Here is a 22,717-nt window from a genome sequence, read left to right on the forward strand (position 1 = left end):
GTCATTTCCTCGGGTCGAAGGCATCGCGGGCGGATTCGCCGATAAACACCAGCAGGCTGAGCATGATCGCCAGCACGGCAAAGGCACTGATGCCCAGCCACGGCGCCTGCAGGTTGGACTTGCCCTGGGCCACCAGCTCGCCCAGGGACGGCGCCCCCGGTGGCAGGCCGAAGCCGAGGAAGTCCAGGGCGGTGAGGGTGCCGATGGCCCCGGTGAGGATGAAGGGCATGAAGGTCATGGTGGAGACCATGGCGTTGGGCAGGATGTGGCGGAACATGATGGCGCCGTTCTGCATGCCCAGGGCCCGGGCCGCGCGCACGTATTCCAGGTTGCGCCCGCGCAGGAACTCGGCGCGCACCACGTCCACCAGGCTCATCCAGGAAAACAGCAGCATGATCCCCAGCAGCCACCAGAAGTTCGGTTGCACGAAACTGGCGAGGATGATCAGCAGGTAGAGCACCGGCAGCCCGGACCAGATTTCCAGGAAGCGCTGCCCGGCCAGGTCCACCCAGCCGCCGTAGAAGCCCTGCAGGGCGCCGGCGATGACCCCGATGATGGAACTCAGGATGGTCAGGGTCAGGGCGAACAGCACCGAGATGCGAAAGCCGTAGATGACCCGGGCCAGCACATCGCGGCCCTGGTCGTCGGTGCCCAGCAGGTTGTCCGCCGAAGGCGGCGCCGGGGCCGGCACCCGCAGGTCGTAGTTGATGCTCTGGTAGCTGTAGGGGATCGGTGCCCAGAGCACCCAGGCGTCCTTCTGTGCCAAAAGCTCGCGGATGTACGGGCTCTTGTAGTTGGCTTCCAGGGGGAATTCGCCGCCGAAGGTGGTTTCCGGGTAGCGCTTGAGGGCCGGGAAGTACCAGCCGCCTTCGTAGTGCACCACCAGCGGCTTGTCGTTGGCGATCAGCTCGGCGCCCAGGCTGAGGATGAACAGCACCAAAAACAGCCACAGCGACCACCAGCCGCGCTTGTTGGCCTTGAAGCGTTCGAAGCGCCGGCGATTGAGGGGGGACAGGTTCATCTCAATGCTCCCGGCTGTCGAAGTCGATGCGTGGGTCGACCAGGGTGTAGGTCAGGTCGCCGATCAGTTTCACCACCAGCCCCAGCAGGGTGAAGATGAACAGGGTGCCGAACACCACCGGGTAGTCGCGGTTGATCGCCGCCTCGAAGCTCATCAGGCCCAGGCCGTCGAGGGAGAAGATCACTTCCACCAGCAGGGAGCCGGTGAAGAAGATGCCGATGAAGGCCGAGGGGAAGCCGGCGATCACCAGCAGCATGGCGTTGCGGAACACGTGGCCGTAGAGCACCCGGCGCTGGGTCAGGCCCTTGGCCTTGGCGGTGACCACGTACTGCTTGTTGATCTCGTCGAGGAAGCTGTTCTTGGTCAGCAGGGTCATGGTGGCGAAGTGGCCGATCACCAGGGCGGTGACCGGCAGCGCCAGGTGCCAGAAGTAATCGAGGATCTTGCGCCCCCAGCTCAGCTGGTCGAAGTCGTTGGAGGTCAGGCCGCGCAACGGGAACCAGTTGAAATAGCTGCCGCCGGCGAACACCACGATCAGCAGGATGGCGAACAGGAAGGCCGGGATCGCGTAGCCGACGATGATCGCCGAGCTGGTCCAGACATCGAAGTGGCTGCCGTGGCGGGTGGCCTTGGCGATCCCCAGGGGGATCGACACCAGGTACATGATCAGGGTGCTCCACAACCCGAGGGAGATGGACACCGGCATCTTCTCCTTGATCAGGTCCACCACCTTGGCGTCACGGAAGAAGCTGTTGCCGAAATCCAGGGTGGCGTAGTTCTTGATCATGATCCACAGGCGTTCCGGCGCCGACTTGTCGAAGCCGTACATGTGCTCGATTTCCTTGATCAGCGCCGGGTCCAGGCCCTGGGCGCCACGGTAGCTGGAACCGGCCACCGAGACTTCGGCGCCGCCGCCGGCGATGCGGCTGGTGGCGCCGTCGAAGCCTTCGAGCTTGGCGATCATCTGCTCCACCGGGCCGCCGGGGGCGGCCTGGATGATCACGAAGTTGATCAGCAGGATGCCCAGCAGGGTGGGGATGATCAGCAGCAGTCGGCGAAAGATATAGGCCAGCATGTCATTGCTCCCTGTCGGCCGGGGCCGCCTGGTCCGGGGCCGGTTCTACGGCGGGCTTGGCATCGGGCTTGATCCACCAGGTGTTGATGCCGATGTCGTACTTGGGCGCGACTTGCGGGTGGCCGATGTGGTCCCAGTAGGCCACGCGCCAGGTCTTGATGTGCCAGTTGGGGATCACGTAGTAGCCCCATTGCAGGACCCGGTCCAGGGCCTTGGCGTGGGCCACCAGGCTGCTGCGCGAATCGGCGTTGATCAGGCTTTCCACCAGGCTGTCGATGGCCGGGTCCTTGAGGCCGATGTAGTTGCGGCTGCCGGGCTTGTCGGCGCTGGAGGACATCCAGAACTCGCGCTGCTCGTTGCCCGGGGAGTTGGACTGGGGAAAGCTGCCGACGATCATGTCGAAGTCCCGCGAGCGCACCCGGGTGATGTACTGGGACACGTCGACCCGGCGGATCACCAGGTCGATGCCCAGGTCGGCCAGGTTGCGCTTGAACGGCAGCAGCACCCGCTCGAACTCGGTCTGGGCCAGGAGGAACTCGATCACCACCGGCTTGCCCTGGGCGTCGACCATCTTGTCGTCGACGATGCGCCAGCCGGCCTCTTGCAGCAATTGGTAGGCCTGGCGCTGCTGGGCGCGGATCATGCCGCTGCCGTCGCACACCGAAGGCGAGAAGGCCTGGTCGAACACCTGTGGCGGGATTTTGCCCCGCAGCGGTTCGAGGATCGCCAGCTCCTCCGGGCCCGGCAGGCCGGTGGCGGCCATCTCCGAGTTCTCGAAGTAGCTGCGGGTGCGGGTGTAGGCCCCGTTGAACAGCTGCTTGTTGCTCCACTCGAAGTCCAGCAGCAGGCTCAGGGCATGGCGCACCCGCACATCCTGGAACATCGGCCGGCGGGTGTTGAAGACGAAACCCTGCATGCCGGTGGGGTTGCCGTTGGCGATCTGTTCCTTGATCAGCCGGCCCTGGGCCACGGCCGGGATGTTGTAGGCGTTGGCCCAGTTCTTCGCGCTGATTTCCAGCCAGTAGTCGAACTGGCCGGCCTTGAGCGCTTCCAGGGCCACGGTGTTGTCGCGGTAGTAGTCGCTGGTGATCACGTCGAAATTGTAGAAGCCGCGGTTCACCGGCAGGTCGCGGCCCCAGTAGTCCTTGACCCGCTCGTAGCGGATCGAGCGCCCGGCCTTGACCGCGGTCACCCGGTAGGGGCCGCTGCCCAGGGGGACTTCCAGGTTGCTCTTGGCAAAGTCGCGGCTTTCCCACCAGTGCTTGGGCAGGACCGTCAGCTGGCCGAGGATCAGCGGCAACTCGCGGTTGTTGTTGTGCTTGAACTTGAACAGCACCCGCAGCGGGTCTTCGGCGATCACCTGGTCGACGTCGGCGTAGTAGCCGCGGTACAGCGGCGAGCCGGCGCTCATCAGGGTCTGGAAACTGAACACCACGTCCTCGGCGCGAATCGGCTGGCCGTCATTGAAACGCGCTTCCGGACGCAGGTAGAAACGCACCCAGCTGTTGTCCGGGGCTTTCTCGATCTTGCCCGCCACCAGTCCATATTCGGTGAAGGGTTCGTCCAGGCTCTGGGTCATCAGGGTGTCGTAGATCAGGCCGATGTTCTGCTCGGGCACGCCCTTGCTGATGAAGGGGTTGAGGCTGTCGAAGCTGCCGAAGCCGGCCATGCGGAAGGTGCCGCCCTTGGGGGCCTGGGGATCGACGAAGTCGAAGTGCTGGAAGCTCGCCGGGTATTTCGGCGCTTCGTTGTACAGGGTCAGGGCATGTTGCGGCGCAGCCTGGGCACAGCAGGCGATGACGCCGAACAACAGGCAGCCGGTGCGCAGGAGCAGGGCTCGCAGAGGCATCATTGGGGAGTCTCCAGGGACTTCAGCCACCAGGCGTTCAGGCCCAGGTTGTAGGGCGGCGTGGTGACGAAGGCGAACCGGTTTCGGTAGGCCAGTCGGTGATAGTTGAGGTACCAGTTGGGAATCATGTAGTGCTGCCACAGCAGCACCCGGTCCAGGGCGCGGCCGGCGGCCAGTTGGTCGTCGCGGCTCTGGGCGGCCAGCAGTTGCTCCAGCAGGTGATCGACGATCGGGTTGTTGATGCCTGCATAGTTCTTGCTGCCCTTGACCGAAACCTGGCTGGAGTGGAAGTACTGCCATTGCTCCAGGCCCGGGCTCAGGGTCTGGTTGAGGGTCATGAGGATCATGTCGTAGTCGAACTGGTCCAGGCGCTGCTTGTATTGCGCCCGGTCCACGGTGCGCAGGCGCGCCTCGATGCCGATGCTCGCCAGGTTCTCCACATAGGGCTGGAGAATCCGTTCCAGGTTGGGATTGACCAGCATCAGCTCGAAACGCAGCGGCTGCCCGGTGCTGTTCTGCAGGCGCTGGCCGTTGAGCTTCCAGCCGGCGTCGGCCAAAAGCCCCAGGGCGCGGCGCAGGGTTTCCCGGGGAATGCCGCGGCCCTCGGTGCGGGGCAGGCCGAAGGCCTGGGTGAACAGGCTGGCCGGCAACTGGTCGCGGTAAGGCGACAGCAGCAGCCATTCGTGTCCCACCGGCAGGCCCGTGGCGGAGAATTCGCTGTTGGGGTAGTAGCTCAGGGCGCGCTGGTAGGCACCGCTGAACAGGGTGCGGTTGGTCCATTCGAAGTCGAACATCAGGCCCAGGGCTTCACGCACTCGCACGTCGGCGAAGAGGCTGCGCCGGGTGTTCATGAACAGGCCCTGGGTCTGGGTGGGGATCTGGTGCGCCACCTGGGCCTTGATCACCTCGCCGCGATTGACCGCGGGGAAGTTGTAGCCGTTGGCCCAGTTCTTGGCCTGGTGCTCGATGTAGATGTCGAACTCGCCGGCCTTGAAGGCTTCGAAGGCCACATCGCTGTCGCGGTAGAACTCCACCTCGACCCGGTCGAAGTTGTTGAAGCCGCGGTTGACCGGCAAGTCCTTGCCCCAGTAGTCCTGGACCCGTTCGAACACCAGTTGGCGTCCGGGCTGGACCTGGGTGATGCGATAGGGGCCGCTGCCCAGGGGCGGGGTGAAGGTGGTGGCCTTGAAGTCGCGGTCTTTCCAGTAGTGCTGGGGCAGTACCGGCAACTCCCCCAGGCGCAGGATCAGCAGCGGGTTGCCGGCGCGCTTGAACACGAAGCGGATGCGCTGCGGGCCGAGGATGTCCACCCGTTGCACTTCCTGCAGGTTGGTGCGGTATTGCGGGTGGCCTTCCTTGAGCAGCAGGCGGTAGGAAAACGCCACGTCATAGGCGGTGATCGGCTGGCCGTCGTGAAAGCGTGCCTCGGGCCGCAGGTTGAACACCACCCAGCTGCGGTCCTCGCTGTATTCCACGGAGCGGGCGATCAGGCCGTAGCTGGAGGTGGGCTCGTCGCCGGAGGGCGCGTAGAGGCCGGTGCCTACCATCAGGGGTTCGTTGAGTTCGTTGACCCCGTATTGCAGGAAGTTCGGCGTGGCGACCGGGCTGGTGCCCTTGAAGGTGTAGGGGTTGAGGGTGTCGAAGGTGCCAAAGGCCATGACCCGCAAGGTGCCGCCTTTGGGCGCAGCGGGATTGACCCAGTCGAAGTGGGTGAACTTGGCCGGGTACTTGAGCGTGCCAAACTGCGCATAACCATGACTTTCGGTGATCGTCGCGCTTGCGGGAAAGCTCAAGGCCAGACTGAAGAAGAGCAGAAGGAGGGGACGCATCGAGTCAGAGATCCGTTCCAGGCGGCTTGGGCTTAATGCTCCGTACAGTAACAGCTTGTATCAGCAGGAAAAAGCTCGCTGGCGCGAGCTTCTTGCAATTGAAACCTGCTGTAGAAGCCGGCTTGTCGGCGAAGGTTGTTGGCTGGCGAGCCGGCTTCTACAGGGGCGGATTTCAGTGCGGCAGGTAGACCGTGAGCATCTGGCCGGGCTTGAGGGCCTGGGCCGCCCGAGGGTTCCAGCGCTTGAGGTGCTGCATCTCGACATTGAAGCGCTTGGCCACGATGTACAGCGAGTCGCCTTGCTTGACCTTGTAGCGGGTCGACTTCTGTTTGCCGCTGCTGGCCACGGTGGTTTTCTTGCCGGCGCTCTTGCGGGTGTCCTGCATCACCAGGGTCTGGCCGACCTTGAGGTCCTTGCCGCTGAGTTTGTTCCAGCGTTGCAGGTCCTGCACATCCACCTTGTTGGCCTTGGCGATCAGCGTCAGGTTGTCGCCGTTCTTGACCCGGTAGATGCGCTTGGGCCGCAGCGAGTCGCGGCCATCGTCGCGGTCGAAGACCGGCTTGAGGGAGCGCTTGCTGATCAGCTCTTCGGGTTTCATGGTGGACAGGCTGGTGGTCAGCAGCTGGGCCTTGGACGTGGGCACCAGCAGGTGCTGGGGACCATCGACGGTGGTGCGCTGCTTGAACGCCGGGTTGAGCTGGAACAGCTCGTCTTCGTCGATGTTGGCCACCGCCGCGACCTTGGACAGGTCCATGCGCTGGTTGATTTCCACCACCTGGAAGTACGGCTCGTTGGCGATCGGGTTGAGGTTCACGCCGTAGGCCTGCGGGGCCAGCACCACCTGGGAAAGGGCCAACAGCTTGGGCACGTAGGCTTGAGTCTCGGCCGGCAGCGGCAGGTTCCAGTAGTCGGTGGGCAGGCCGAGCTTGTCATTGCGCTCGATGGCCCGGCTCACGGTGCCTTCGCCGGCGTTGTAGGCGGCCAGGGCCAGCAACCAGTCACCGTTGAACATGTCGTGCAGGCGGGTCAGGTAGTCCAGGGCGGCGGTGGTGGAGGCGGTGATGTCGCGCCGGCCATCGTAGAAGCGGGTCTGGCGCAGGTTGAAGTAGCGTCCGGTGGCCGGGACGAACTGCCACAGGCCCACGGCATCGGCCCGGGAATAGGCCAGCGGGTTGTAGGCGCTTTCGATTACCGGCAACAGGGCCAGCTCCAGCGGCATGTTGCGCTCTTCGAGACGCTCGACGATGTAGTGGATGTAGAGACTGCCGCGTTCGCCGGCGTTTTCCAGGAAGGAAGGGTTGCTGGCGAACCACAGGCGCTGCTGTTCAATACGCGGGTTGACGCCCAGGCCTTCTTGCAATTGGAACCCCTGGCGCATGCGTTCCCAGACATCCTGGGGCACTTGCGGACTTGGCTTGTTGCTCAGCCAGATGGGTTTTTGCTTGATGCGGGCGTTGAAATTCTGGGTGTGTGTCGCGTCGCTCTGCGGGGCATGGCCGGTGCTTTGGCAGCCCGCAAGAGTCGCTGACACAGCTACCGCGATGGCCTGGGCCAAGCGCGTCAATGCGTCTGAACTGATGGAATAACGAATAGATGACGACATTGGCTGGAAGTAAGTTCCGGGCAAAAATGTCGGGCGATTCTAGAAAGCACCCGGGGTGCGGTCAACCATTCAGAATTTTTGTACCAATAGATAGCTTGCTTAGAATTTATCTTTCCAAGCCCTCAGGGCCGCAAAGACCGCACTCCGCGACGGGTTATCCGAGCCGGTCTGTTCGTCCACTTTTTGTTTAACGGATGTTTCGCCGGTCCGCAGGAACGGGTTGGTCAGTTTCTCCAGGGCCAGGGTCGAAGGCAGGGTCATGCGCCCGTGCTCGCGCAATTGCGTGACCTTCTCCAGGCGCTGGGCGATCTCCGGGTTGGTCGGCTCCACCGCCTGGGCGAAGCGCAGGTTGCTCAGGGTGTATTCGTGGGTGCAGTAGACCAGGGTGTCCTCCGGCAGTGCGGCGAGACGGCCGAGGGACTGGTGCATCTGTTCCGGGGTGCCTTCGAACAGGCGCCCGCATCCGGCGGCGAACAGGGTGTCGCCGCAGAACAGCAGGCCGTGATGGTAGTAGGCGATATGCCCCAGGGTATGGCCGGGGACGGCCAGCACCTGGAATTCCCAGCCGAGGACGCTGATGCGCTGGGCGTCGTCCAGGGCCACATCGCGACCGGGGATCTTTTCCTGCGCCGGGCCATACACGGTGGCGCCGCTGTGCTGCTTCAGACGCTCGACACCACCGACGTGGTCGTGGTGGTGATGGGTCACCAGGATGTCGCTCAGGACCCAGCCCGGGTGCTGTTCCAGCCAGGCCAGGACCGGCGCCGCATCGCCCGGATCGACGACCGCGCAGCGCTGGCTGCGATGATCTTGTAACAACCAGATGTAGTTGTCGGTGAAGGCGGGCAGGGCACTGATCTGTATCATCTTCGGATTCGCCAAGCGGAAAACAATGGCGCATCTTAGAGCTTCTTGGCGTGTTGGAGAATGCAATGACCGATAAAGCCTTCGCTCAGGCAGATCCCGACTGGCTGGCCCTGATCAGTGCGGCCCGGGACTGGCTGTCCGGTCCCCTGGGGCAATTTTTGCTGGACGAAGAGCGGCGCATGCTCGAAGAGGAACTGGGGCGTTTCTTCGGCGGTTACCTGGTGCATTACGGGCCTTCGGCGCAAAACCCGCCGGTGGCGCCTCAGGTGCAGCGCAACGTGCGCCTGGGAGCACCGCTGCCGGGGGTGGAGATCGTCTGCGAGGAACAAGCCTGGCCCCTGAGCGAGCATGCCGCCGATGTGGTGGTGCTGCAGCATGGCCTGGATTTTTGCCTGTCGCCCCACGGCCTGCTGCGCGAGGCCGCCAGTAGCGTGCGCCCCGGTGGTCATCTGCTGATTGTCGGCATCAACCCCTGGAGCACCTGGGGCCTGCGCCATGTGTTCGCCCACGACGCCTTGCGCCAGGCCCGTTGCATCTCGCCTTCGCGGGTTGGCGACTGGCTCAACCTGCTGGGCTTCGCGCTGGAGAAACGCCGCTTCGGGTGCTATCGTCCGCCGCTTGCCTCACAGGCATGGCAGGCGCGACTGGCCGGCTGGGAGCGCAAGGCCGGGCAGTGGCAACTGGCCGGCGGCGGCTTTTACCTGCTGGTGGCGCGCAAGATCGCCGTCGGCCTGCGCCCGGTGCGCCAGGTGCGACGCGAACCCATGGGCAAGCTGGTGCCGCTGCCCATGGGCAAGGTCAATCGCCGTAACAGCGAACCCTGATGACCTGCAGCAACCTTCTTTTTATATAGACCGGCCGAGTGACCTCGGCCTTGGGCGCTGTCGACCGCAATCGGCAGGCCACTGGCAATTTTCTGATGGAAGGCGTGGATGAGCGATAGCGTAGAAATCTTTACCGACGGTGCCTGCAAGGGCAATCCCGGCCCGGGTGGCTGGGGCGCGTTGCTGGTGTTCAAGGGCGTCGAGAAGGAGCTCTGGGGAGGCGAGGCCAACACCACCAACAACCGCATGGAGCTGATGGCGGCGATTCGCGGCCTGGAAGAACTCAAGCGCGAGTGCGACGTGCTGCTGGTGACCGACTCGCAGTACGTGATGAAGGGCATCAACGAGTGGATGGCCAACTGGAAGAAGCGCGGCTGGAAGACCGCGGCCAAGGAGCCGGTGAAGAACGCCGACCTGTGGCAGCAGCTGGACGAGCAGGTCAACCGGCACAAGGTCACCTGGAAATGGGTCCGTGGCCACACCGGTCACCACGGCAACGAGCGGGCCGACCAGTTGGCCAACCGTGGCGTGGATGAGGTTCGCGGCTACAAGGGCTGAGGGCGTTACAGGGTGAGAATCGCCGCCGCCAGTTGTTCGTCGCTGTAGGGCGGGTTGTGCAGTGTCCGACGAATGTGCTGCAACGCCGATTCCAGTCGCGCCCCGCGAATCGCGCCGTCGCTGGCGACGAAGGCCGCGGCGTCGCTGCGGGCTTCCAGGACAAGCTTGTCATCCCTGAACGAACTGCTGATCTTGGCCGTGCCTTGGCTGCTGCTCAGCAGTCCGCTCATGCTCAGGTCGGTGCTGATCACCAGGCTGGTGGCAAGGCTGGAACTGCTGAACATTGCAATGAGCAGGGCGATGAACAGCAGGTTTTGCAGACGGCGCCGGAGAGTCTTCATGACCGCGAGTTTCCCTGGAAAAGATCGGCGGCACCCTAGCAGCCGGGCCTTGGGCGAACCTCATCAGCTTTGCGAATAACTGTTAAAAAGTGCGCGGCAGCGGCCTGTTCCCTGCGGCGCGCTGTCCCTGGGCCGGGCATGCTAAAATCCCGCCCTTTGCCAGATTGAGAACGGACCACTGATGGCCAACAGATCTGTTGTACTCGATACCGAAACCACCGGTATGCCGGTGACCGACGGCCACCGGATCATTGAAATCGGCTGCGTCGAGTTGATCGGTCGGCGCCTGACCGGGCGGCACTTCCACGTTTACCTGCAACCGGATCGCGAGAGCGATGAGGGCGCCATCGGCGTCCACGGCATCACCAACGAGTTCCTGGTGGGCAAGCCGCGCTTTGCCGAAGTCGCCGACGAGTTCTTCGACTTTATCCAGGGTGCTCAGCTGATCATCCACAACGCGGCGTTCGACGTTGGCTTCATCAACAACGAATTCGCCCTGATGGGGCGCCACGACCGCGCGGACATCACCCAGCACTGCAGCATCCTCGACACCCTGTTGATGGCCCGTGAGCGTCACCCGGGCCAGCGCAACAGCCTCGATGCCCTGTGCAAGCGCTATGGCGTCGACAACTCCGGTCGTGAACTGCACGGCGCCTTGCTCGACTCGGAGATCCTGGCCGACGTCTACCTGACCATGACCGGTGGCCAGACCAGCCTGTCCCTGGCGGGCAACGCTTCGGACGGCAACGGTTCAGGCGAAGGCTCGGGCAACCGCGCCACGGAAATCCGCCGTCTGCCGGCCGATCGTCCACGGGGGCGGATCATCCAGGCCAGCGAAGCCGAATTGGCCGAGCACCAGACGCGCCTGGAAATCATCGCCAAGTCTGCCGGCGGCCCGGCCCTGTGGACCCAGTTGCTCGAAAACCAACACTAAGCCGTTGTCGTCCGTGGCCCTGTAGCCGCTGCCGCAGGCTGCGAACGACTCCTTAGGAGATGCGGCGCTCTTGAGGGCGCTGGAGATTTGGCGGGAGATCGTCAAGCAAGGTCCTGCGGACCTTTTCGCAGCCTCGCCGTGGCGCGGCAGCGGCTACAGGGTAATGCCGAGCCGAGAGTGTTGTAGCCGCTGCCGCAGGCTGCGAACGGCTCCGAAGGCGACAGAGGTTTGCCGGGAGATCGCCAAGCAAGGCCCTGTGGGCCTTCACGCAGCTTCGCCATGGCTCAGCAGCGGCTACAGGTGTGTGGGGCGTGGGCCGGCAATTGTGCCTGTGCGACCTTTTGTTACATCCAGTCTGTGCTCGGGGTGACAGGCGACGCCAGGAGCTTCTACCCTGAGTCCATTGGCGGGGCATCCCCGCCGCCTCAGGATGCCCAGCCCCATGTACAAAGACCTGCAGTTTCCGATCCTGATCGTGCACCGCGATATCAAGTCCGACACGGTGGCCGGGGACCGGGTGCGGGGCATCGCCCGGGAGCTGGAGAAGGACGGCTTCAGCATCTTTTCGGCGGTCAACTACGCCGAAGGGCGCCTGGTGGCCGCTACCCACCACGGCCTGGCCTGCATGTTGATCGCCGCCGAGGGCGCCGGGGAAAACACCCATCTGCTGCAAAACATGGTGGAGCTGATCCGCCTGGCCCGGGTGCGCGCGCCCCTGTTGCCGATCTTCGCCCTGGGGGAGCAGATGACCCTGGAGAACGCTCCGGCCGATGCCATGAGCGAGCTCAACCAGCTGCGGGGCATTCTCTACCTGTTCGAGGACACGGTGCCGTTCTTGGCCCGGCAAGTGGCCCGGGCCGCGCGCAATTATCTCGACGGCCTGCTGCCGCCGTTCTTCAAGGCTCTGGTGCAGCACACCGCCGATTCCAACTATTCCTGGCATACCCCGGGGCACGGCGGTGGCGTGGCTTATCGCAAGAGCCCGGTGGGGCAGGCGTTCCACCAGTTCTTCGGCGAGAACACCTTGCGTTCCGACCTGTCGGTGTCAGTGCCGGAGCTGGGTTCGCTGCTGGACCACACCGGGCCCCTGGCGGAAGCCGAGGCGCGGGCGGCACGCAACTTCGGCGCCGATCACACCTTTTTCGTGATCAATGGCACGTCCACCGCCAACAAGATCGTCTGGCATTCCATGGTGGGGCGCGATGACCTGGTGCTGGTGGATCGCAACTGCCATAAATCGGTGTTGCACTCGATCATCATGACCGGGGCCATCCCCCTGTACCTGTGTCCCGAACGCAATGAACTGGGGATTATCGGGCCGATTCCCTTGAGCGAGTTCAGCCCCGAGTCGATCCAGGCCAAGATCGACGCCAGTCCGCTGACCCGTGGCCGGCCGCCCAAGGTCAAGCTGGCGGTGGTCACCAACTCCACCTATGACGGCCTGTGCTACAACGCCGAACTGATCAAGCAAAGCCTGGGCAACAGTGTCGAGGTGCTGCATTTCGACGAGGCCTGGTATGCCTACGCCGCTTTCCACGAATTCTTTTCCGGGCGCTATGGCATGGGCACCTCGCGCAGCGCCGACAGCCCGCTGGTGTTCACCACCCATTCCACCCACAAGCTGCTGGCGGCCTTCAGCCAGGCGTCGATGATCCATGTCCAGGATGGCGGCGCCCGACAACTGGATCGGGACCGTTTCAACGAAGCGTTCATGATGCATATCTCCACGTCGCCGCAATACAGCATCATCGCCTCGCTGGATGTGGCCTCGGCGATGATGGAAGGGCCGGCGGGGCGCTCGCTGCTGCAGGAAATGTTCGATGAGGCCCTGAGCTTCCGCCGGGCCCTGGCCAACCTGCGGCAGCACATCGCCGCCGATGACTGGTGGTTCTCGATCTGGCAGCCGGAGCGCGTCGAAGGCATCGATCAGGTGCGCACCGGGGACTGGCTGCTGGAACCCGAAGGCGAGTGGCACGGCTTTGCCGGCGTCACCGACGACTATGTGCTGCTGGACCCGATCAAGGTGACCCTGGTAATGCCCGGGCTGACCGCAGGCGGGGCCCTGAGCGAGCACGGGATTCCGGCGGCGGTGGTCAGCAAGTTTCTCTGGGAGCGCGGGCTGGTGGTGGAAAAGACCGGGCTCTATTCGTTCCTGGTGCTGTTCTCCATGGGCATCACCAAGGGCAAGTGGAGCACGCTGCTGACCGAGCTGCTGGAGTTCAAGCGCAACTACGACGCCAACGTCAGCCTCGCCAGTTGCCTGCCCAGCGTCGCCAGCCAGGACCCGCAGCGCTATCAGGGCATGGGTTTGCAGGACCTGTGCGACCAGTTGCATGCCTGTTACCGCAGCAACGCCACGGCCAAGCACCTCAAGCGCATGTACACCGTGCTGCCGGAGGTGGCGATGAAGCCTGCCGATGCCTACGACCAACTGGTGCGCGGCGAAGTCGAGGCGGTGTCCATCGATCAGTTGCAGGGCCGTATCGCCGCGGTGATGCTGGTGCCGTATCCGCCGGGCATTCCGTTGATCATGCCCGGCGAGCGCTTCACCGAGTCGACCCGCTCGATCATCGATTACCTGGCTTTCGCCCGGGCCTTCGACAGCAGCTTCCCGGGCTTTGTCGCCGATGTGCACGGTCTGCAGCATGAGGATCTGGGCGACGGGCGCCACTACACCGTCGATTGCATCAAGGCATGAGGAGTTTTCCCGCTATGCAGCCTGTTGTGAACCCCGTGCACCCGGGGCTGGCGATCCGTGTGGCCGACCAGGGGTTCGCCGCCTATGTCTGGGGCAGCGATTTCAGCTTCGAGGTCAGCGCCTACGCCGAGCCTGCGCCAGGCCTGGCGGTAGCGGACTGGCCGCTGCGCAAGGTGGTGCCGTATCGCAAGTGCTATGGCATCGATCCGGAGGAATTCGGCAGCTACCGCAATGCCGCGGACAGCGAGATCTTCATGGCCTATCTCGATGACCAGCCCGTGGGGCATGTGGTGGTCAGCACCAACTGGAACGGCTACGGGCATGTCGACGAACTGGCGGTGCATGCGCCGGCCCGGCGTCACGGCGTAGCCCGGGCACTGCTGGAGGTGGCGCAGTTCTGGAGTCGCAAGAAGCAACTGCCGGGGGTGATGCTGGAAACCCAGAACAACAACCTGGGGGCCTGTCGCCTGTACGAGCAGTGCGGCTATGTGGTGGGCGGGGTGGATCAACTGCGTTATCGCGGCATCGATCCGCAGACCCGCGAAGTGGCGATCTTCTGGTATTGCCTGTTTGCCGATGAACCCCAGGTCCGCCAGCCTTAGCCCGCCAACAGGGCCTCGGCCTGTTGCGTCAGCAGTTCCAGCAGGGCATTGAGCAGGGGCGAGACTTCGCTGCCCTGGCGGCGCAGGGCGTACAGGGTGACGCCGATCGGCGGCGACAGCGGGCATGCATCGAGCCCGGCACTGCGGGCGCCGACGGCGGTGAAGGGGTCGACAATGGCCAGCCCTTCACCGGCTTCCACCAGGCTGCGCATCATCTGATAGGTCTGCACCCGGGTCTGGATCACCGGGCTTGGCCGCAGATTCTGCAATTTACTGGCGAGCATCACGCTCAGCGGGTCCTGGCCTTCCAGGCCGAGCATGGCCTGGCCGGCCAGATCCTGCAGGGCAGCGTATTTCTGCCGGGGCTGCAGCCAGCCGTGGGGTGCCAGCAGGAACAGCTTGCCCTGGGCCAGAGCCTGGCTATGGATGTCCGGGTGTTCGGGGTCATGCAGGCTCAGGCCCAGGTCGCAATCGCGCAGCAGCAGGCGCTCGACCATGTCCCGGGTGCCGTGGCTGAGGAGACTGCAAGGGGTCTCGGGAAAGCGCCGCCGCAGCGCGGCGATGCACTGGGGCAGCAGTTGCTGGACCAGCGGCGGGGTGCCGATGATGCGCAACGGCGGTGCCTGGTGAAAGCGCAAACTGTCGGCCAGGCGTTGCAACGGCTCGAAGGCGTCGTAGACCCGGGTGATCGCCGGTTGCAGTTCCCGGGCTTCGCGGGTGGCCTGCAAGCGTCCGCGCACGCTGGCGAACAGCATGAACCCCAAGTGGCTTTCGGCATCGCGCAGCAAGGCCTCGACCTCGGCCACCGAGAGCTGCAGCAGCTCGGCGGCGGTGCCCAGGTGGGCGGTTTGCAGGAGGGCCTGAATCACTTCGATATGACGTAGACGCATGCTTGAAGTCCATCTCCAGCCGTTGGGCGGTCAAGCATCGAATCCTACCCCAACTGCAGGTCCGGAATCTGTAGTCGCCACCCTTGGCCGCACCGGACCGCCGGGGTCGGTTGCGCCTATTCGGTGACGTAGGTCTCGGGCTCGCGGACGATGGTCACATCCGATTGCACCAGCAGGAACTGATTGTCGTCGAGCTTGCGCACCCGGTCGCCAATCGCCAGGCGATAGGTGGTGACGGGTTCCGAGCCGGTCGTACCGTCCTGCGCGGGCATGGATTCCTGGAACTCGTGCACTGAATACACCCGTCCTTCGGCATCTCTTGCATGGAATTGTCCGACAAGTACTGCAGCCATCTTTAGAGCCTCTGGAGATAAAACACGCAAATTTCGCTGCTGTAGACCCGGTGGGTGCCGGGTAAGTTTTGCCGCCTGGAAAAAATAATCCACGGCCGCCGCCGGCCGTGGGGTGCGGCAGGATTTATCTGAGCAAATGGCGCTCGCGGGGTAGCAGCACCCCCCCGGGCTCATCTATAACTAACACCTTCTTCACGCCAAGGGTTGGAAACTCCAATGAGCAATGTCTACAAGGTTGCAGTGCTGGTCGGCAGTCTGAGAGCGCAGTCCCTGAACCGTAAGGTCGCCCTGGCGCTGGCCGAGCTGGCCCCGGCGAACCTGCAGTTGGGCATCGTCGAGATCGGCGATCTGCCGCTCTACAACGAAGACATCGATGTGACGCCGCCGGCGACCTACACCCGCTTTCGCGAACAGATCGCGGCCGCCGATGCGGTGCTGTTCGTGACCCCTGAATACAACCGCTCGGTGCCGGCGGCCCTGAAGAACGCCATCGACGTCGGTTCGCGTCCTTATGGCAAGAGTGCCTGGGGCGGCAAGCCGGGTGCGGTGATCAGCGTGTCCCCGGGGGCCATTGGCGGCTTCGGGGCCAACCACCACCTGCGCCAGTCCCTGGTGTTCCTCAATGTGCCGTGCATGCAGCAGCCGGAAGCCTACCTGGGCGGCGCCGGTGCGGCGTTCGATGATTCGGGCAAGCTGTCGGAGGCCACCCGGCCGTTCCTGCAGGGCTTCATCAACGCCTACGGCCAATGGGTCGAGCAACAGAAGAAAGCCTGAACGCCTTCCTCCCTCCACATTCCCCTGCTGTTGCAGGAGCCGGCTTGCCGGCGAGCGGGTTCCTGAGGCTCATGGAGGCCTCGGGGGCAGCTTCGCTGGCAAGCCGGTTCCTTTGGCGGTCAGCTCTTTATTCAAGATTCCTTAAATCATGTTGATTGCAGTATTGATCTTCCTGCTGACCATCACCCTGGTGATCTGGCAGCCCAAAGGCCTGGGCGTGGGCTGGAGCGCGGTGTTCGGCGCGCTCCTGGCGCTGTTCTGCGGCGTGGTGCAACTGGCCGACATCCCGGTGGTGTGGCAGATCATCTGGAACGCCACCGGCACCTTCGTCGCGCTGATCATCATCAGCCTGCTGCTGGACGAGGCCGGATTCTTCGCCTGGGCTGCCCTGCACGTAGCGCGCTGGGGACGGGGCAGGGGGCGACGCCTGTTCGCCTTCATGGTGTTGCTCGGTGCCCTGGTGTCGGCGCTGTTCGCCAACGACGGTGCGGCGCTGATCCTGACCCCCATCGTCATTTCCATGCTGCTGGCCTTGCGCTTTTCTGCCGCCACCACCCTGGCATTCGTCATGGGGGCCGGCTTCATCGCCGACACCGCGAGTCTGCCGCTGGTGGTGTCAAACCTGGTGAACATCGTCTCTGCGGACTTTTTCAAGATCGGCTTCAACCGCTATGCGGCCGTGATGCTACCGGTCAACCTGGTCAGCGTTGCCGCGACCCTGGCGGTGCTGCTGTGGTTTTTCCGCCGGGACATCCCTGAGCAGTACGATCCGCGGCAACTGGCCGAGCCGGCCAGTGCCATCCATGACCGGGCGACCTTCATGGCCGGCTGGTGGGTGCTGCTGATTCTGCTGCTGGGCTGCTTTGCCCTGGAGCCGCTGGGGATTCCCATCAGCGCCATTTCCGCGGTCTGCGCCACCTTGCTGTTGGTGATCGCGGCGCGTGGACACAAGATCTCCACCCGCAAGGTGCTCAGGGAAGCACCCTGGCAGATCGTGATTTTTTCCCTGGGCATGTACCTGGTGGTGTACGGCTTGCGCAATGCCGGGCTGACCGGGCACCTGGCCGCCTGGCTCGACGCCTTTGCCGGCGGCGGAATCTGGGGGGCGGCCCTGGGCACCGGCTTGTTGACCGCCGGGTTGTCGTCGGTGATGAACAACCTGCCAACGGTGCTGATCGGTGCCTTGTCCATCGATGCCAGCCAAGCCACCGGGGTGGTCAAGGAGGCGATGATCTACGCCAACGTCATCGGCAGCGACCTGGGGCCGAAGATCACCCCCATCGGCAGCCTGGCCACCTTGCTCTGGCTGCATGTGCTGGAGCGCAAGGGCATTCATATCGGCTGGGGTTATTACTTCCGGGTCGGCGTCGTGCTCACCGTGCCGGTGCTGCTGGTGACCCTGGCGGCCCTGGCGTTGCGGCTTTCCCTGGCATAGCGAAACCCCACGGCTGGAGCCGGCTTGTCGGCCAAAAGGCCCGCAAGCCTTGCGCCATTCGTGGAGAGGTTTTCGCTGGCCAGCCAGCGGCTACGCAGGTTGGTCTCTGGGCGGGAAGGGCTGGGTTACGGGGAGGTTGGGCCACAGGTCGGCCACCAGGAACAGGCGCTCGGCTTCTTCCCAGCCCCCTTCGGCCGTTTCCTCCAGTCGCACCAGCAATTGCGCCGGGGCGTGGGGGGAGAGGGCGCTCAGCCATTGCCCCAGTTCCCCGGCGGTCCAGGCCTGTTCCGCCGGATAGTGAGCCGGGGCCAGCCAGGCGTGGCGGGGCAGGGGCTGCCAGCGCCCCGGGGCGCCCAGGGCCAGGTAGGCCGGCCAGTCCCGTTGATGCAGCCAGCGCCCCCGCAGGTGCTGCGGATGGGCGCCCTCGGGCGGTTCGGCGTGGCCCGGCCAGGGATAGAGCAGGTAGCCCCCCAGCCACAGGTGGGCGCGAAACTGCTGGATATCCAGCGCTGCCAGGGCCTCGCGGCTTTCATCGCGGGCGGAAATCGGCAGTTGGTGTTCGTCCAGGTGCGCCAGCTTGCGGTCCAGGCGATCGTGGCAGCCCGGCCCCAGCCATTGCGCGCTGTCGCTGCCGTTGCCCCGTTGCGGGCCCAGGTAGAGCTTGATCGCCAGTTCCAGGTGATGCACGCCTTCGCGGTCGCGCAGCAGCATGTCCAGCTCGCCCAGGGTCTGGCCGCCACGGCGGATCGGCAGGTTGGCCGCCAGCAGTTCGACGCCGGGGGCGTGCTGCACGGCAAACTGCCAGAGGCGTTCGTAGTACAGGCCCAGGCGCCGTGTCTGGCTGCGGTCGAGCCAGTGGCGCAGCGCGCTGGGGTCCAGGTCCAGGCGCCGCAGCCAGTGCGCCAGCAATTGCGGCGCCTGCACCCAGTCGCTGCCGGACAGGGGGTGGCGCTGCGGCCAGGGCGTGTGGCTGAGCATCGGCGGCGCGAGGATGACCCAGGCGAGGTCGCGGACTTCAGGTTGACGCAACTGGCGTGGAAGGCTGAGCAGATCCGGGAACAGGAGCATGCTGCGAGCATAGACGCAAACCCTTGCGCTTCGCGATAAATGCGTGTCGCTCGGTGCTCTCGCCGCGGTTCCTAAGCCCGCGTGGCTGAAAGGATTTTGTCTAACGCCGGGTTTCGCCCATAATCCTCCGTTTCGCCCGTACCCGAACCTCGCAGGAGCCCCATGGAGCAATTTCGCAATATCGGCATTATCGGTCGCCTGGGCAGCTCCCAGGTGCTGGACACAGTTCGCCGACTGAAGAAGTTTCTGCTGGCACGCCACCTGCACGTGATCCTCGAAGACACCATCGCCGAAGTGCTGCCGGGCCACGGCCTGCAGACCTCCTCGCGCAAGCTGTTGGGCGAGGTCTGCGACATGGTCATCGTGGTCGGCGGCGACGGCAGCCTGCTGGGCGCCGCCCGGGCCCTGGCGCGGCACAATATTCCGGTGCTGGGGATCAACCGTGGCAGCCTGGGGTTTCTCACCGACATCCGCCCCGATGAGCTGGAGGTCAAGGTCGCCGAAGTGCTGGACGGCCATTACCTGGTGGAAAACCGCTTCCTGCTGCAGGCCGAAGTCCGCCGTCACGCCGAGGCCATTGGCCAGGGCGATGCGCTGAACGACGTGGTGCTGCACCCGGGCAAGTCGACGCGGATGATCGAGTTCGAAATCTACATCGACGGCCAGTTCGTCTGCAGTCAGAAGGCTGACGGCCTGATCGTCGCCACGCCCACCGGCTCCACGGCCTATGCGCTGTCCGCCGGCGGCCCGATCATGCATCCCAAGCTGGATGCCATTGTGATTGTGCCGATGTACCCCCATACCTTGTCCGGAAGGCCGATTGTGGTCGACGGCAACAGTGAGCTGAAAATCGTCGTGTCCAAAGATATGCAGATCTATCCGCAAGTCTCCTGTGACGGGCAGAACCATTTCACCTGCGCACCGGGCGACACCATCACGGTCAGCAAGAAGGCGCAGAAACTGCGCCTGATTCACCCGCTGGACCACAACTACTACGAGGTCTGCCGGACCAAGCTTGGCTGGGGCAGCCGACTGGGCGGTGGAGGCGACTGATGCTCGATCCCGCGCGTAGCTACGACCTGATCGGTGACGTGCACGGTTGCGCCCTGACCCTGGAGCACTTGCTGGATCGGCTCGGGTACCACAAGCAGGGCGGCGTCTGGCGGCATCCGTCGCGCATGGCGGTGTTCCTCGGTGACATCATCGACCGCGGCCCGCGAATCCGTGAATCCCTGCATATCGTCCACGACATGGTCGAAGCCGGTCAGGCGCTGTGCATCATGGGCAACCATGAGTTCAACGCCCTGGGCTGGAGCACTCCGGCGGCGGCCGGCAGTGGCAAGCAGTTCGTGCGTGAACACACGCCGCGCCATGCCCGGCTGATCCACGAGACCCTGACCCAGTTCGAACACCACCCGGGCGACTGGCACGACTTCCTCGAGTGGTTCTATGAACTGCCGCTGTTCGTCGACGCCGGGCGCTTTCGCGTGGTGCACGCCTGCTGGGATGCGGGCCTGATCGCCCCGCTGCGCCAGCAGTACCCCAATGGCTGCATCGACCGCGAGTTCCTCCAGGCCTCGGCGCTGCCCGACAGTTTTGCCAGCACCGCCTTCGATCGCCTGTTGCGCGGCACCGACATGCGCCTGCCCCACGGCCTGACCATGACCAGCGGCGACGGCCTGACCCGGGCGTTCTTCCGCACCAAATTCTGGGAAGACGACCCGCAGACCTACGGCGACATCGTCTTTCAGCCCGATGCCTTGCCCGATCCGGTGGCGCGCACGCCGTTGTCCCCGGCCGAGAAAAACAGCCTGCTGCGCTACGGCCCTGACGAACCGATGCTGTTTGTCGGCCACTACTGGCGCAGCGGCAAGCCGGCGCCGATCCGTCCCAACCTGGCGTGCCTGGACTACAGCGCCGTGCTCTACGGCAAGCTTGCCGCCTATCGCCTGGACCAGGAAACCCGCCTGGATCCGAATAAATTTGTCTGGGTCGACGTCGAGCGGCCCGAGGTGTTGCGATGAGCGCAGTAGCGGTTTTGCGTCTGCCACTGGCCACCGACCTGAGTGGCTTCGTCAAGCTGCTGCAGCGCATGCAGGTGCCCCACCGGGTCAGTGAAGAGGCCGGCGAGCAAGTGCTCTGGGTGCCCGAATCCATCAGTGAGGATGTGCGGGGCCTGTACCAGCGCTTTCCCCAGGGCGATCCCGAGCAGCAACTGGACATCCCGCAGGCGGCCTCGCCGGCGCGGGTTGGCCTGGTGCAGCAGTTGCGCCGCAGCCCGGTCACCGCGCTGATCCTGCTGCTGAGCCTGGCGGTGTGCGGCATCACCTTGCTCGGTGACAACCTGCAGACCCTCGGCTGGTTCACCTTCCTCGAGTTTCGCGTGGTGGGCGACTACATCCAGTTCAGCTCCCTGGCCGACAGCCTGGCGGCGGGGCAGTGGTGGCGCCTGGTGACGCCGATGCTGATTCACTTCGGCATCCTGCACATCGCCATGAACGGCATGTGGTACTGGGAACTGGGGCGGCGCATCGAACTGCGCCAGGGCAGCATCAACCTGCTGGGGCTGACCCTGCTGTTCAGCCTGGTTTCCAACTTCGCGCAATACTATTTCAGCGGCCCAACCCTGTTCGGTGGCCTGTCCGGGGTGCTCTACGGCCTGCTCGGGCATTGCTGGATCTATCAATTACTGTCCCCCAACCCCATCTACCGCCTGCCCCGGGGCGTGCTGGTGATGATGCTGGTGTGGCTGCTGCTGTGCCTGTCCGGGCTGGTGTCGATGATCGGCTTCGGCGAAATCGCCAACGCCGCCCATGTCGGCGGGCTGCTCATCGGTTGCCTCACCGGCTTGTTGGGTGGCCTCTACAGCCGCCATAAACTGGCCCTTTAAACGCTGGAGTCGTGTATGTCGTCCTTTGTCGAAATGATCGAAAACATCACCCCCGAGATCTACCAGAGCCTGAAGCTGGCGGTAGAGATCGGCAAATGGGCCGATGGCCGCAAGCTCACCGCCGAGCAGCGTGAACTGTCCCTGCAGGCCATGATCGCCTGGGAGATGCAGAACCTGCCCGAGGAACAGCGCACCGGCTACATGGGGCCGCAGGAATGCGCCTCGAAGTCGGCACCGGTGCCGAACATCCTGTTCAAGTCGGATGCCATCCATTGATCGAGATTGGCCGCGGTTCCATCAGCAAAATGTCGGCACGCCTGGACGGGCCGAATGTTCAGTACGCCTTTCGCCTGGGTGACAGCGAGGTGCCGGTCAACCCCCTGATCGGCACTCAGGTGCGCCTGGAGTACCTGGGGGCGATCCATTGCACCCATTGCGGACGCAAGACCAAGACCAGCTTCAGCCAGGGCTATTGCTACCCCTGCATGACCAAGCTGGCCCAGTGCGATGTGTGCATCATGAGCCCCGAACGCTGCCACTACGACGCCGGCACCTGCCGTGAGCCGTCCTGGGGCGAGCAGTTCTGCATGACCGATCACGTGGTCTACCTGGCCAACTCCTCGGGGATCAAGGTCGGCATCACCCGCGCCACCCAGTTGCCGACCCGCTGGCTCGACCAGGGCGCCAGCCAGGCGCTGCCGATCATGCGCGTGGCGACCCGCCAGCAATCGGGCTTCGTCGAGGACCTGTTCCGTTCCCAGGTGGCCGACAAGACCAACTGGCGCGCGCTGCTCAAGGGCGATGCCCAGGCCGTGGACCTGGTGGCGGTGCGCGACCAGCTGTTCGCATCCTGCGCCGAGGGCCTGCTGGCGCTGCAGCAGCGTTTCGGCCTGCAGGCGATCCAGCCGGTGAGTGACATCGAACCCCTGGAAATCCGTTACCCGGTCGAGCAGTACCCGAGCAAGATCGTCAGTTTCAACCTGGACAAGAATCCGATCGCCGAAGGCACGCTGCTGGGCATCAAGGGCCAGTACCTGATCTTTGATACCGGCGTGATCAACATTCGCAAATACACGGCCTATCAGCTCGCCGTGCATCAGTAGAAG

Annotated in this window: 22 protein-coding genes; 12 read left to right on the forward strand and 10 right to left on the reverse strand. The window is 64.4% G+C overall.

What is annotated here, in order from left to right; genetic code table 11:
• Window position 1 precedes the first annotated feature (1 nt).
• The 6 genes from PST29_RS14165 to gloB form a co-directional block, all read right to left on the reverse strand.
• On the reverse strand, window positions 2-1,021 hold the full coding sequence (locus PST29_RS14165; protein WP_060843442.1) for an ABC transporter permease: 1,020 nt from the start codon (window positions 1,019-1,021) through the stop codon (window positions 2-4).
• A 1-nt stretch (window position 1,022) separates the two neighbouring features.
• Window positions 1,023-2,096, reverse strand: coding sequence for a microcin C ABC transporter permease YejB (locus PST29_RS14170; RefSeq protein WP_060839056.1), 1,074 nt, complete (start codon window positions 2,094-2,096; stop codon window positions 1,023-1,025).
• 1 nt (window position 2,097) lies between these two features.
• The gene (locus PST29_RS14175; RefSeq protein WP_060843443.1) at window positions 2,098-3,948 is read right to left on the reverse strand and encodes an extracellular solute-binding protein; all 1,851 of its coding nucleotides are present in this window, start codon (window positions 3,946-3,948) and stop codon (window positions 2,098-2,100) included.
• Window positions 3,945-5,774 carry an extracellular solute-binding protein gene (locus tag PST29_RS14180; protein ID WP_060839058.1) on the reverse strand — a complete coding sequence of 610 codons (1,830 nt, stop codon included), beginning with the start codon at window positions 5,772-5,774 and terminating at the stop codon, window positions 3,945-3,947. The genes PST29_RS14175 and PST29_RS14180 overlap by 4 nt, the downstream gene beginning before the upstream one ends.
• Before the next feature lie 172 nt (window positions 5,775-5,946).
• Window positions 5,947-7,377 carry a transglycosylase SLT domain-containing protein gene (locus PST29_RS14185; RefSeq protein WP_060839059.1) on the reverse strand — a complete coding sequence of 477 codons (1,431 nt, stop codon included), beginning with the start codon at window positions 7,375-7,377 and terminating at the stop codon, window positions 5,947-5,949.
• A gap of 99 nt (window positions 7,378-7,476) precedes the next feature.
• Complete coding sequence (gene gloB, locus PST29_RS14190) at window positions 7,477-8,244, reverse strand: hydroxyacylglutathione hydrolase (protein ID WP_060845121.1); 768 nt, start codon at window positions 8,242-8,244, stop codon at window positions 7,477-7,479.
• 65 nt (window positions 8,245-8,309) lie between these two features.
• Between gloB and PST29_RS14195 the strand changes: the two genes are divergently transcribed.
• Entirely contained in the window at window positions 8,310-9,068 is a 759-nt protein-coding gene (locus tag PST29_RS14195) for a methyltransferase domain-containing protein (protein ID WP_060843444.1), read from the forward strand.
• Window positions 9,069-9,176: 108 nt separating this feature from the next.
• Complete coding sequence (gene rnhA, locus PST29_RS14200; protein WP_016964267.1) at window positions 9,177-9,626, forward strand: ribonuclease HI; 450 nt, start codon at window positions 9,177-9,179, stop codon at window positions 9,624-9,626.
• 5 nt (window positions 9,627-9,631) lie between these two features.
• Here rnhA and PST29_RS14205 read toward each other — a convergent pair whose 3' ends face one another.
• Entirely contained in the window at window positions 9,632-9,967 is a 336-nt protein-coding gene (locus PST29_RS14205) for a DUF2388 domain-containing protein (RefSeq protein ID WP_060843445.1), read from the reverse strand.
• Between the two features lie 181 nt (window positions 9,968-10,148).
• Between PST29_RS14205 and dnaQ the strand changes: the two genes are divergently transcribed.
• From dnaQ to PST29_RS14220, 3 genes are all read left to right on the forward strand, one after another.
• Window positions 10,149-10,901: a DNA polymerase III subunit epsilon gene (gene dnaQ, locus PST29_RS14210; RefSeq protein WP_060839062.1), complete on the forward strand. Its 753-nt coding sequence runs from the start codon at window positions 10,149-10,151 to the stop codon at window positions 10,899-10,901.
• Window positions 10,902-11,343: 442 nt separating this feature from the next.
• The gene (locus tag PST29_RS14215; protein ID WP_060843446.1) at window positions 11,344-13,599 is read left to right on the forward strand and encodes an Orn/Lys/Arg decarboxylase N-terminal domain-containing protein; all 2,256 of its coding nucleotides are present in this window, start codon (window positions 11,344-11,346) and stop codon (window positions 13,597-13,599) included.
• Between the two features lie 14 nt (window positions 13,600-13,613).
• A complete protein-coding gene (locus PST29_RS14220; protein WP_060843447.1) occupies window positions 13,614-14,201 on the forward strand; it encodes a GNAT family N-acetyltransferase in 588 nt (195 codons plus the stop codon).
• Here the strand turns inward: PST29_RS14220 and PST29_RS14225 are convergent.
• Together PST29_RS14225 and PST29_RS14230 are read right to left on the reverse strand one after the other, a co-directional pair.
• Window positions 14,198-15,091 carry a LysR substrate-binding domain-containing protein gene (locus tag PST29_RS14225; RefSeq protein WP_060843448.1) on the reverse strand — a complete coding sequence of 298 codons (894 nt, stop codon included), beginning with the start codon at window positions 15,089-15,091 and terminating at the stop codon, window positions 14,198-14,200. The two genes, PST29_RS14220 and PST29_RS14225, sit on opposite strands and share 4 nt — an antisense overlap.
• Before the next feature lie 116 nt (window positions 15,092-15,207).
• On the reverse strand, window positions 15,208-15,444 hold the full coding sequence (locus PST29_RS14230; protein ID WP_060839066.1) for a hypothetical protein: 237 nt from the start codon (window positions 15,442-15,444) through the stop codon (window positions 15,208-15,210).
• A 216-nt stretch (window positions 15,445-15,660) separates the two neighbouring features.
• Here PST29_RS14230 and PST29_RS14235 point away from each other — a divergent pair, with 216 nt between their 5' ends.
• Both PST29_RS14235 and PST29_RS14240 read left to right on the forward strand, forming a co-directional pair.
• A complete protein-coding gene (locus PST29_RS14235; protein WP_060843449.1) occupies window positions 15,661-16,218 on the forward strand; it encodes an NADPH-dependent FMN reductase in 558 nt (185 codons plus the stop codon).
• Window positions 16,219-16,366: 148 nt separating this feature from the next.
• Entirely contained in the window at window positions 16,367-17,653 is a 1,287-nt protein-coding gene (locus tag PST29_RS14240; RefSeq protein WP_060843450.1) for an arsenic transporter, read from the forward strand.
• Window positions 17,654-17,743: 90 nt separating this feature from the next.
• On the opposite strand, the gene PST29_RS14245 is transcribed toward PST29_RS14240, so the two are convergent.
• On the reverse strand, window positions 17,744-18,721 hold the full coding sequence (locus tag PST29_RS14245; protein ID WP_173664409.1) for a DUF1853 family protein: 978 nt from the start codon (window positions 18,719-18,721) through the stop codon (window positions 17,744-17,746).
• 162 nt (window positions 18,722-18,883) lie between these two features.
• Between PST29_RS14245 and PST29_RS14250 the strand changes: the two genes are divergently transcribed.
• From PST29_RS14250 to PST29_RS14270, 5 genes are read left to right on the forward strand one after another with little or no spacing between them, the layout of a single operon-like run.
• Window positions 18,884-19,774 (forward strand): NAD(+) kinase, encoded by an 891-nt coding sequence (locus PST29_RS14250; protein WP_007920913.1) that lies wholly within the window; start codon window positions 18,884-18,886, stop codon window positions 19,772-19,774.
• A complete protein-coding gene (locus PST29_RS14255) occupies window positions 19,771-20,745 on the forward strand; it encodes a metallophosphoesterase (protein WP_173655942.1) in 975 nt (324 codons plus the stop codon). Before PST29_RS14250 ends, PST29_RS14255 begins: the two co-directional genes overlap by 4 nt.
• Entirely contained in the window at window positions 20,742-21,611 is an 870-nt protein-coding gene (locus tag PST29_RS14260) for a rhomboid family intramembrane serine protease (RefSeq protein WP_060839070.1), read from the forward strand. Before PST29_RS14255 ends, PST29_RS14260 begins: the two co-directional genes overlap by 4 nt.
• Before the next feature lie 15 nt (window positions 21,612-21,626).
• Complete coding sequence (locus PST29_RS14265; protein ID WP_060839071.1) at window positions 21,627-21,887, forward strand: YeaC family protein; 261 nt, start codon at window positions 21,627-21,629, stop codon at window positions 21,885-21,887.
• Complete coding sequence (locus PST29_RS14270) at window positions 21,884-22,714, forward strand: DUF2797 domain-containing protein (protein ID WP_060843452.1); 831 nt, start codon at window positions 21,884-21,886, stop codon at window positions 22,712-22,714. The genes PST29_RS14265 and PST29_RS14270 overlap by 4 nt, the downstream gene beginning before the upstream one ends.
• The last annotated feature ends 3 nt before the right edge of the window (window positions 22,715-22,717 follow it).

Origin of the sequence: Pseudomonas sp. St29 (genome assembly GCF_001547915.1) — a bacterium.
In the GTDB taxonomy this organism is placed as follows: domain Bacteria; phylum Pseudomonadota; class Gammaproteobacteria; order Pseudomonadales; family Pseudomonadaceae; genus Aquipseudomonas.

Coding starts and splice junctions, on each gene's coding strand:
- PST29_RS14165 (WP_060843442.1), bottom strand. CDS start 1,021: ATGAACCTGTCCCCCCTCAATCGCCGGCGCTTCGAACGCTTCAAGGCC.
- PST29_RS14170 (WP_060839056.1), bottom strand. CDS start 2,096: ATGCTGGCCTATATCTTTCGCCGACTGCTGCTGATCATCCCCACCCTG.
- PST29_RS14175 (WP_060843443.1), bottom strand. CDS start 3,948: ATGATGCCTCTGCGAGCCCTGCTCCTGCGCACCGGCTGCCTGTTGTTC.
- PST29_RS14180 (WP_060839058.1), bottom strand. CDS start 5,774: ATGCGTCCCCTCCTTCTGCTCTTCTTCAGTCTGGCCTTGAGCTTTCCC.
- PST29_RS14185 (WP_060839059.1), bottom strand. CDS start 7,377: ATGTCGTCATCTATTCGTTATTCCATCAGTTCAGACGCATTGACGCGC.
- gloB (WP_060845121.1), bottom strand. CDS start 8,244: ATGATACAGATCAGTGCCCTGCCCGCCTTCACCGACAACTACATCTGG.
- PST29_RS14195 (WP_060843444.1), top strand. CDS start 8,310: ATGACCGATAAAGCCTTCGCTCAGGCAGATCCCGACTGGCTGGCCCTG.
- rnhA (WP_016964267.1), top strand. CDS start 9,177: ATGAGCGATAGCGTAGAAATCTTTACCGACGGTGCCTGCAAGGGCAAT.
- PST29_RS14205 (WP_060843445.1), bottom strand. CDS start 9,967: ATGAAGACTCTCCGGCGCCGTCTGCAAAACCTGCTGTTCATCGCCCTG.
- dnaQ (WP_060839062.1), top strand. CDS start 10,149: ATGGCCAACAGATCTGTTGTACTCGATACCGAAACCACCGGTATGCCG.
- PST29_RS14215 (WP_060843446.1), top strand. CDS start 11,344: ATGTACAAAGACCTGCAGTTTCCGATCCTGATCGTGCACCGCGATATC.
- PST29_RS14220 (WP_060843447.1), top strand. CDS start 13,614: ATGCAGCCTGTTGTGAACCCCGTGCACCCGGGGCTGGCGATCCGTGTG.
- PST29_RS14225 (WP_060843448.1), bottom strand. CDS start 15,091: ATGCGTCTACGTCATATCGAAGTGATTCAGGCCCTCCTGCAAACCGCC.
- PST29_RS14230 (WP_060839066.1), bottom strand. CDS start 15,444: ATGGCTGCAGTACTTGTCGGACAATTCCATGCAAGAGATGCCGAAGGA.
- PST29_RS14235 (WP_060843449.1), top strand. CDS start 15,661: ATGAGCAATGTCTACAAGGTTGCAGTGCTGGTCGGCAGTCTGAGAGCG.
- PST29_RS14240 (WP_060843450.1), top strand. CDS start 16,367: ATGTTGATTGCAGTATTGATCTTCCTGCTGACCATCACCCTGGTGATC.
- PST29_RS14245 (WP_173664409.1), bottom strand. CDS start 18,721: ATGCTCCTGTTCCCGGATCTGCTCAGCCTTCCACGCCAGTTGCGTCAA.
- PST29_RS14250 (WP_007920913.1), top strand. CDS start 18,884: ATGGAGCAATTTCGCAATATCGGCATTATCGGTCGCCTGGGCAGCTCC.
- PST29_RS14260 (WP_060839070.1), top strand. CDS start 20,742: ATGAGCGCAGTAGCGGTTTTGCGTCTGCCACTGGCCACCGACCTGAGT.
- PST29_RS14265 (WP_060839071.1), top strand. CDS start 21,627: ATGTCGTCCTTTGTCGAAATGATCGAAAACATCACCCCCGAGATCTAC.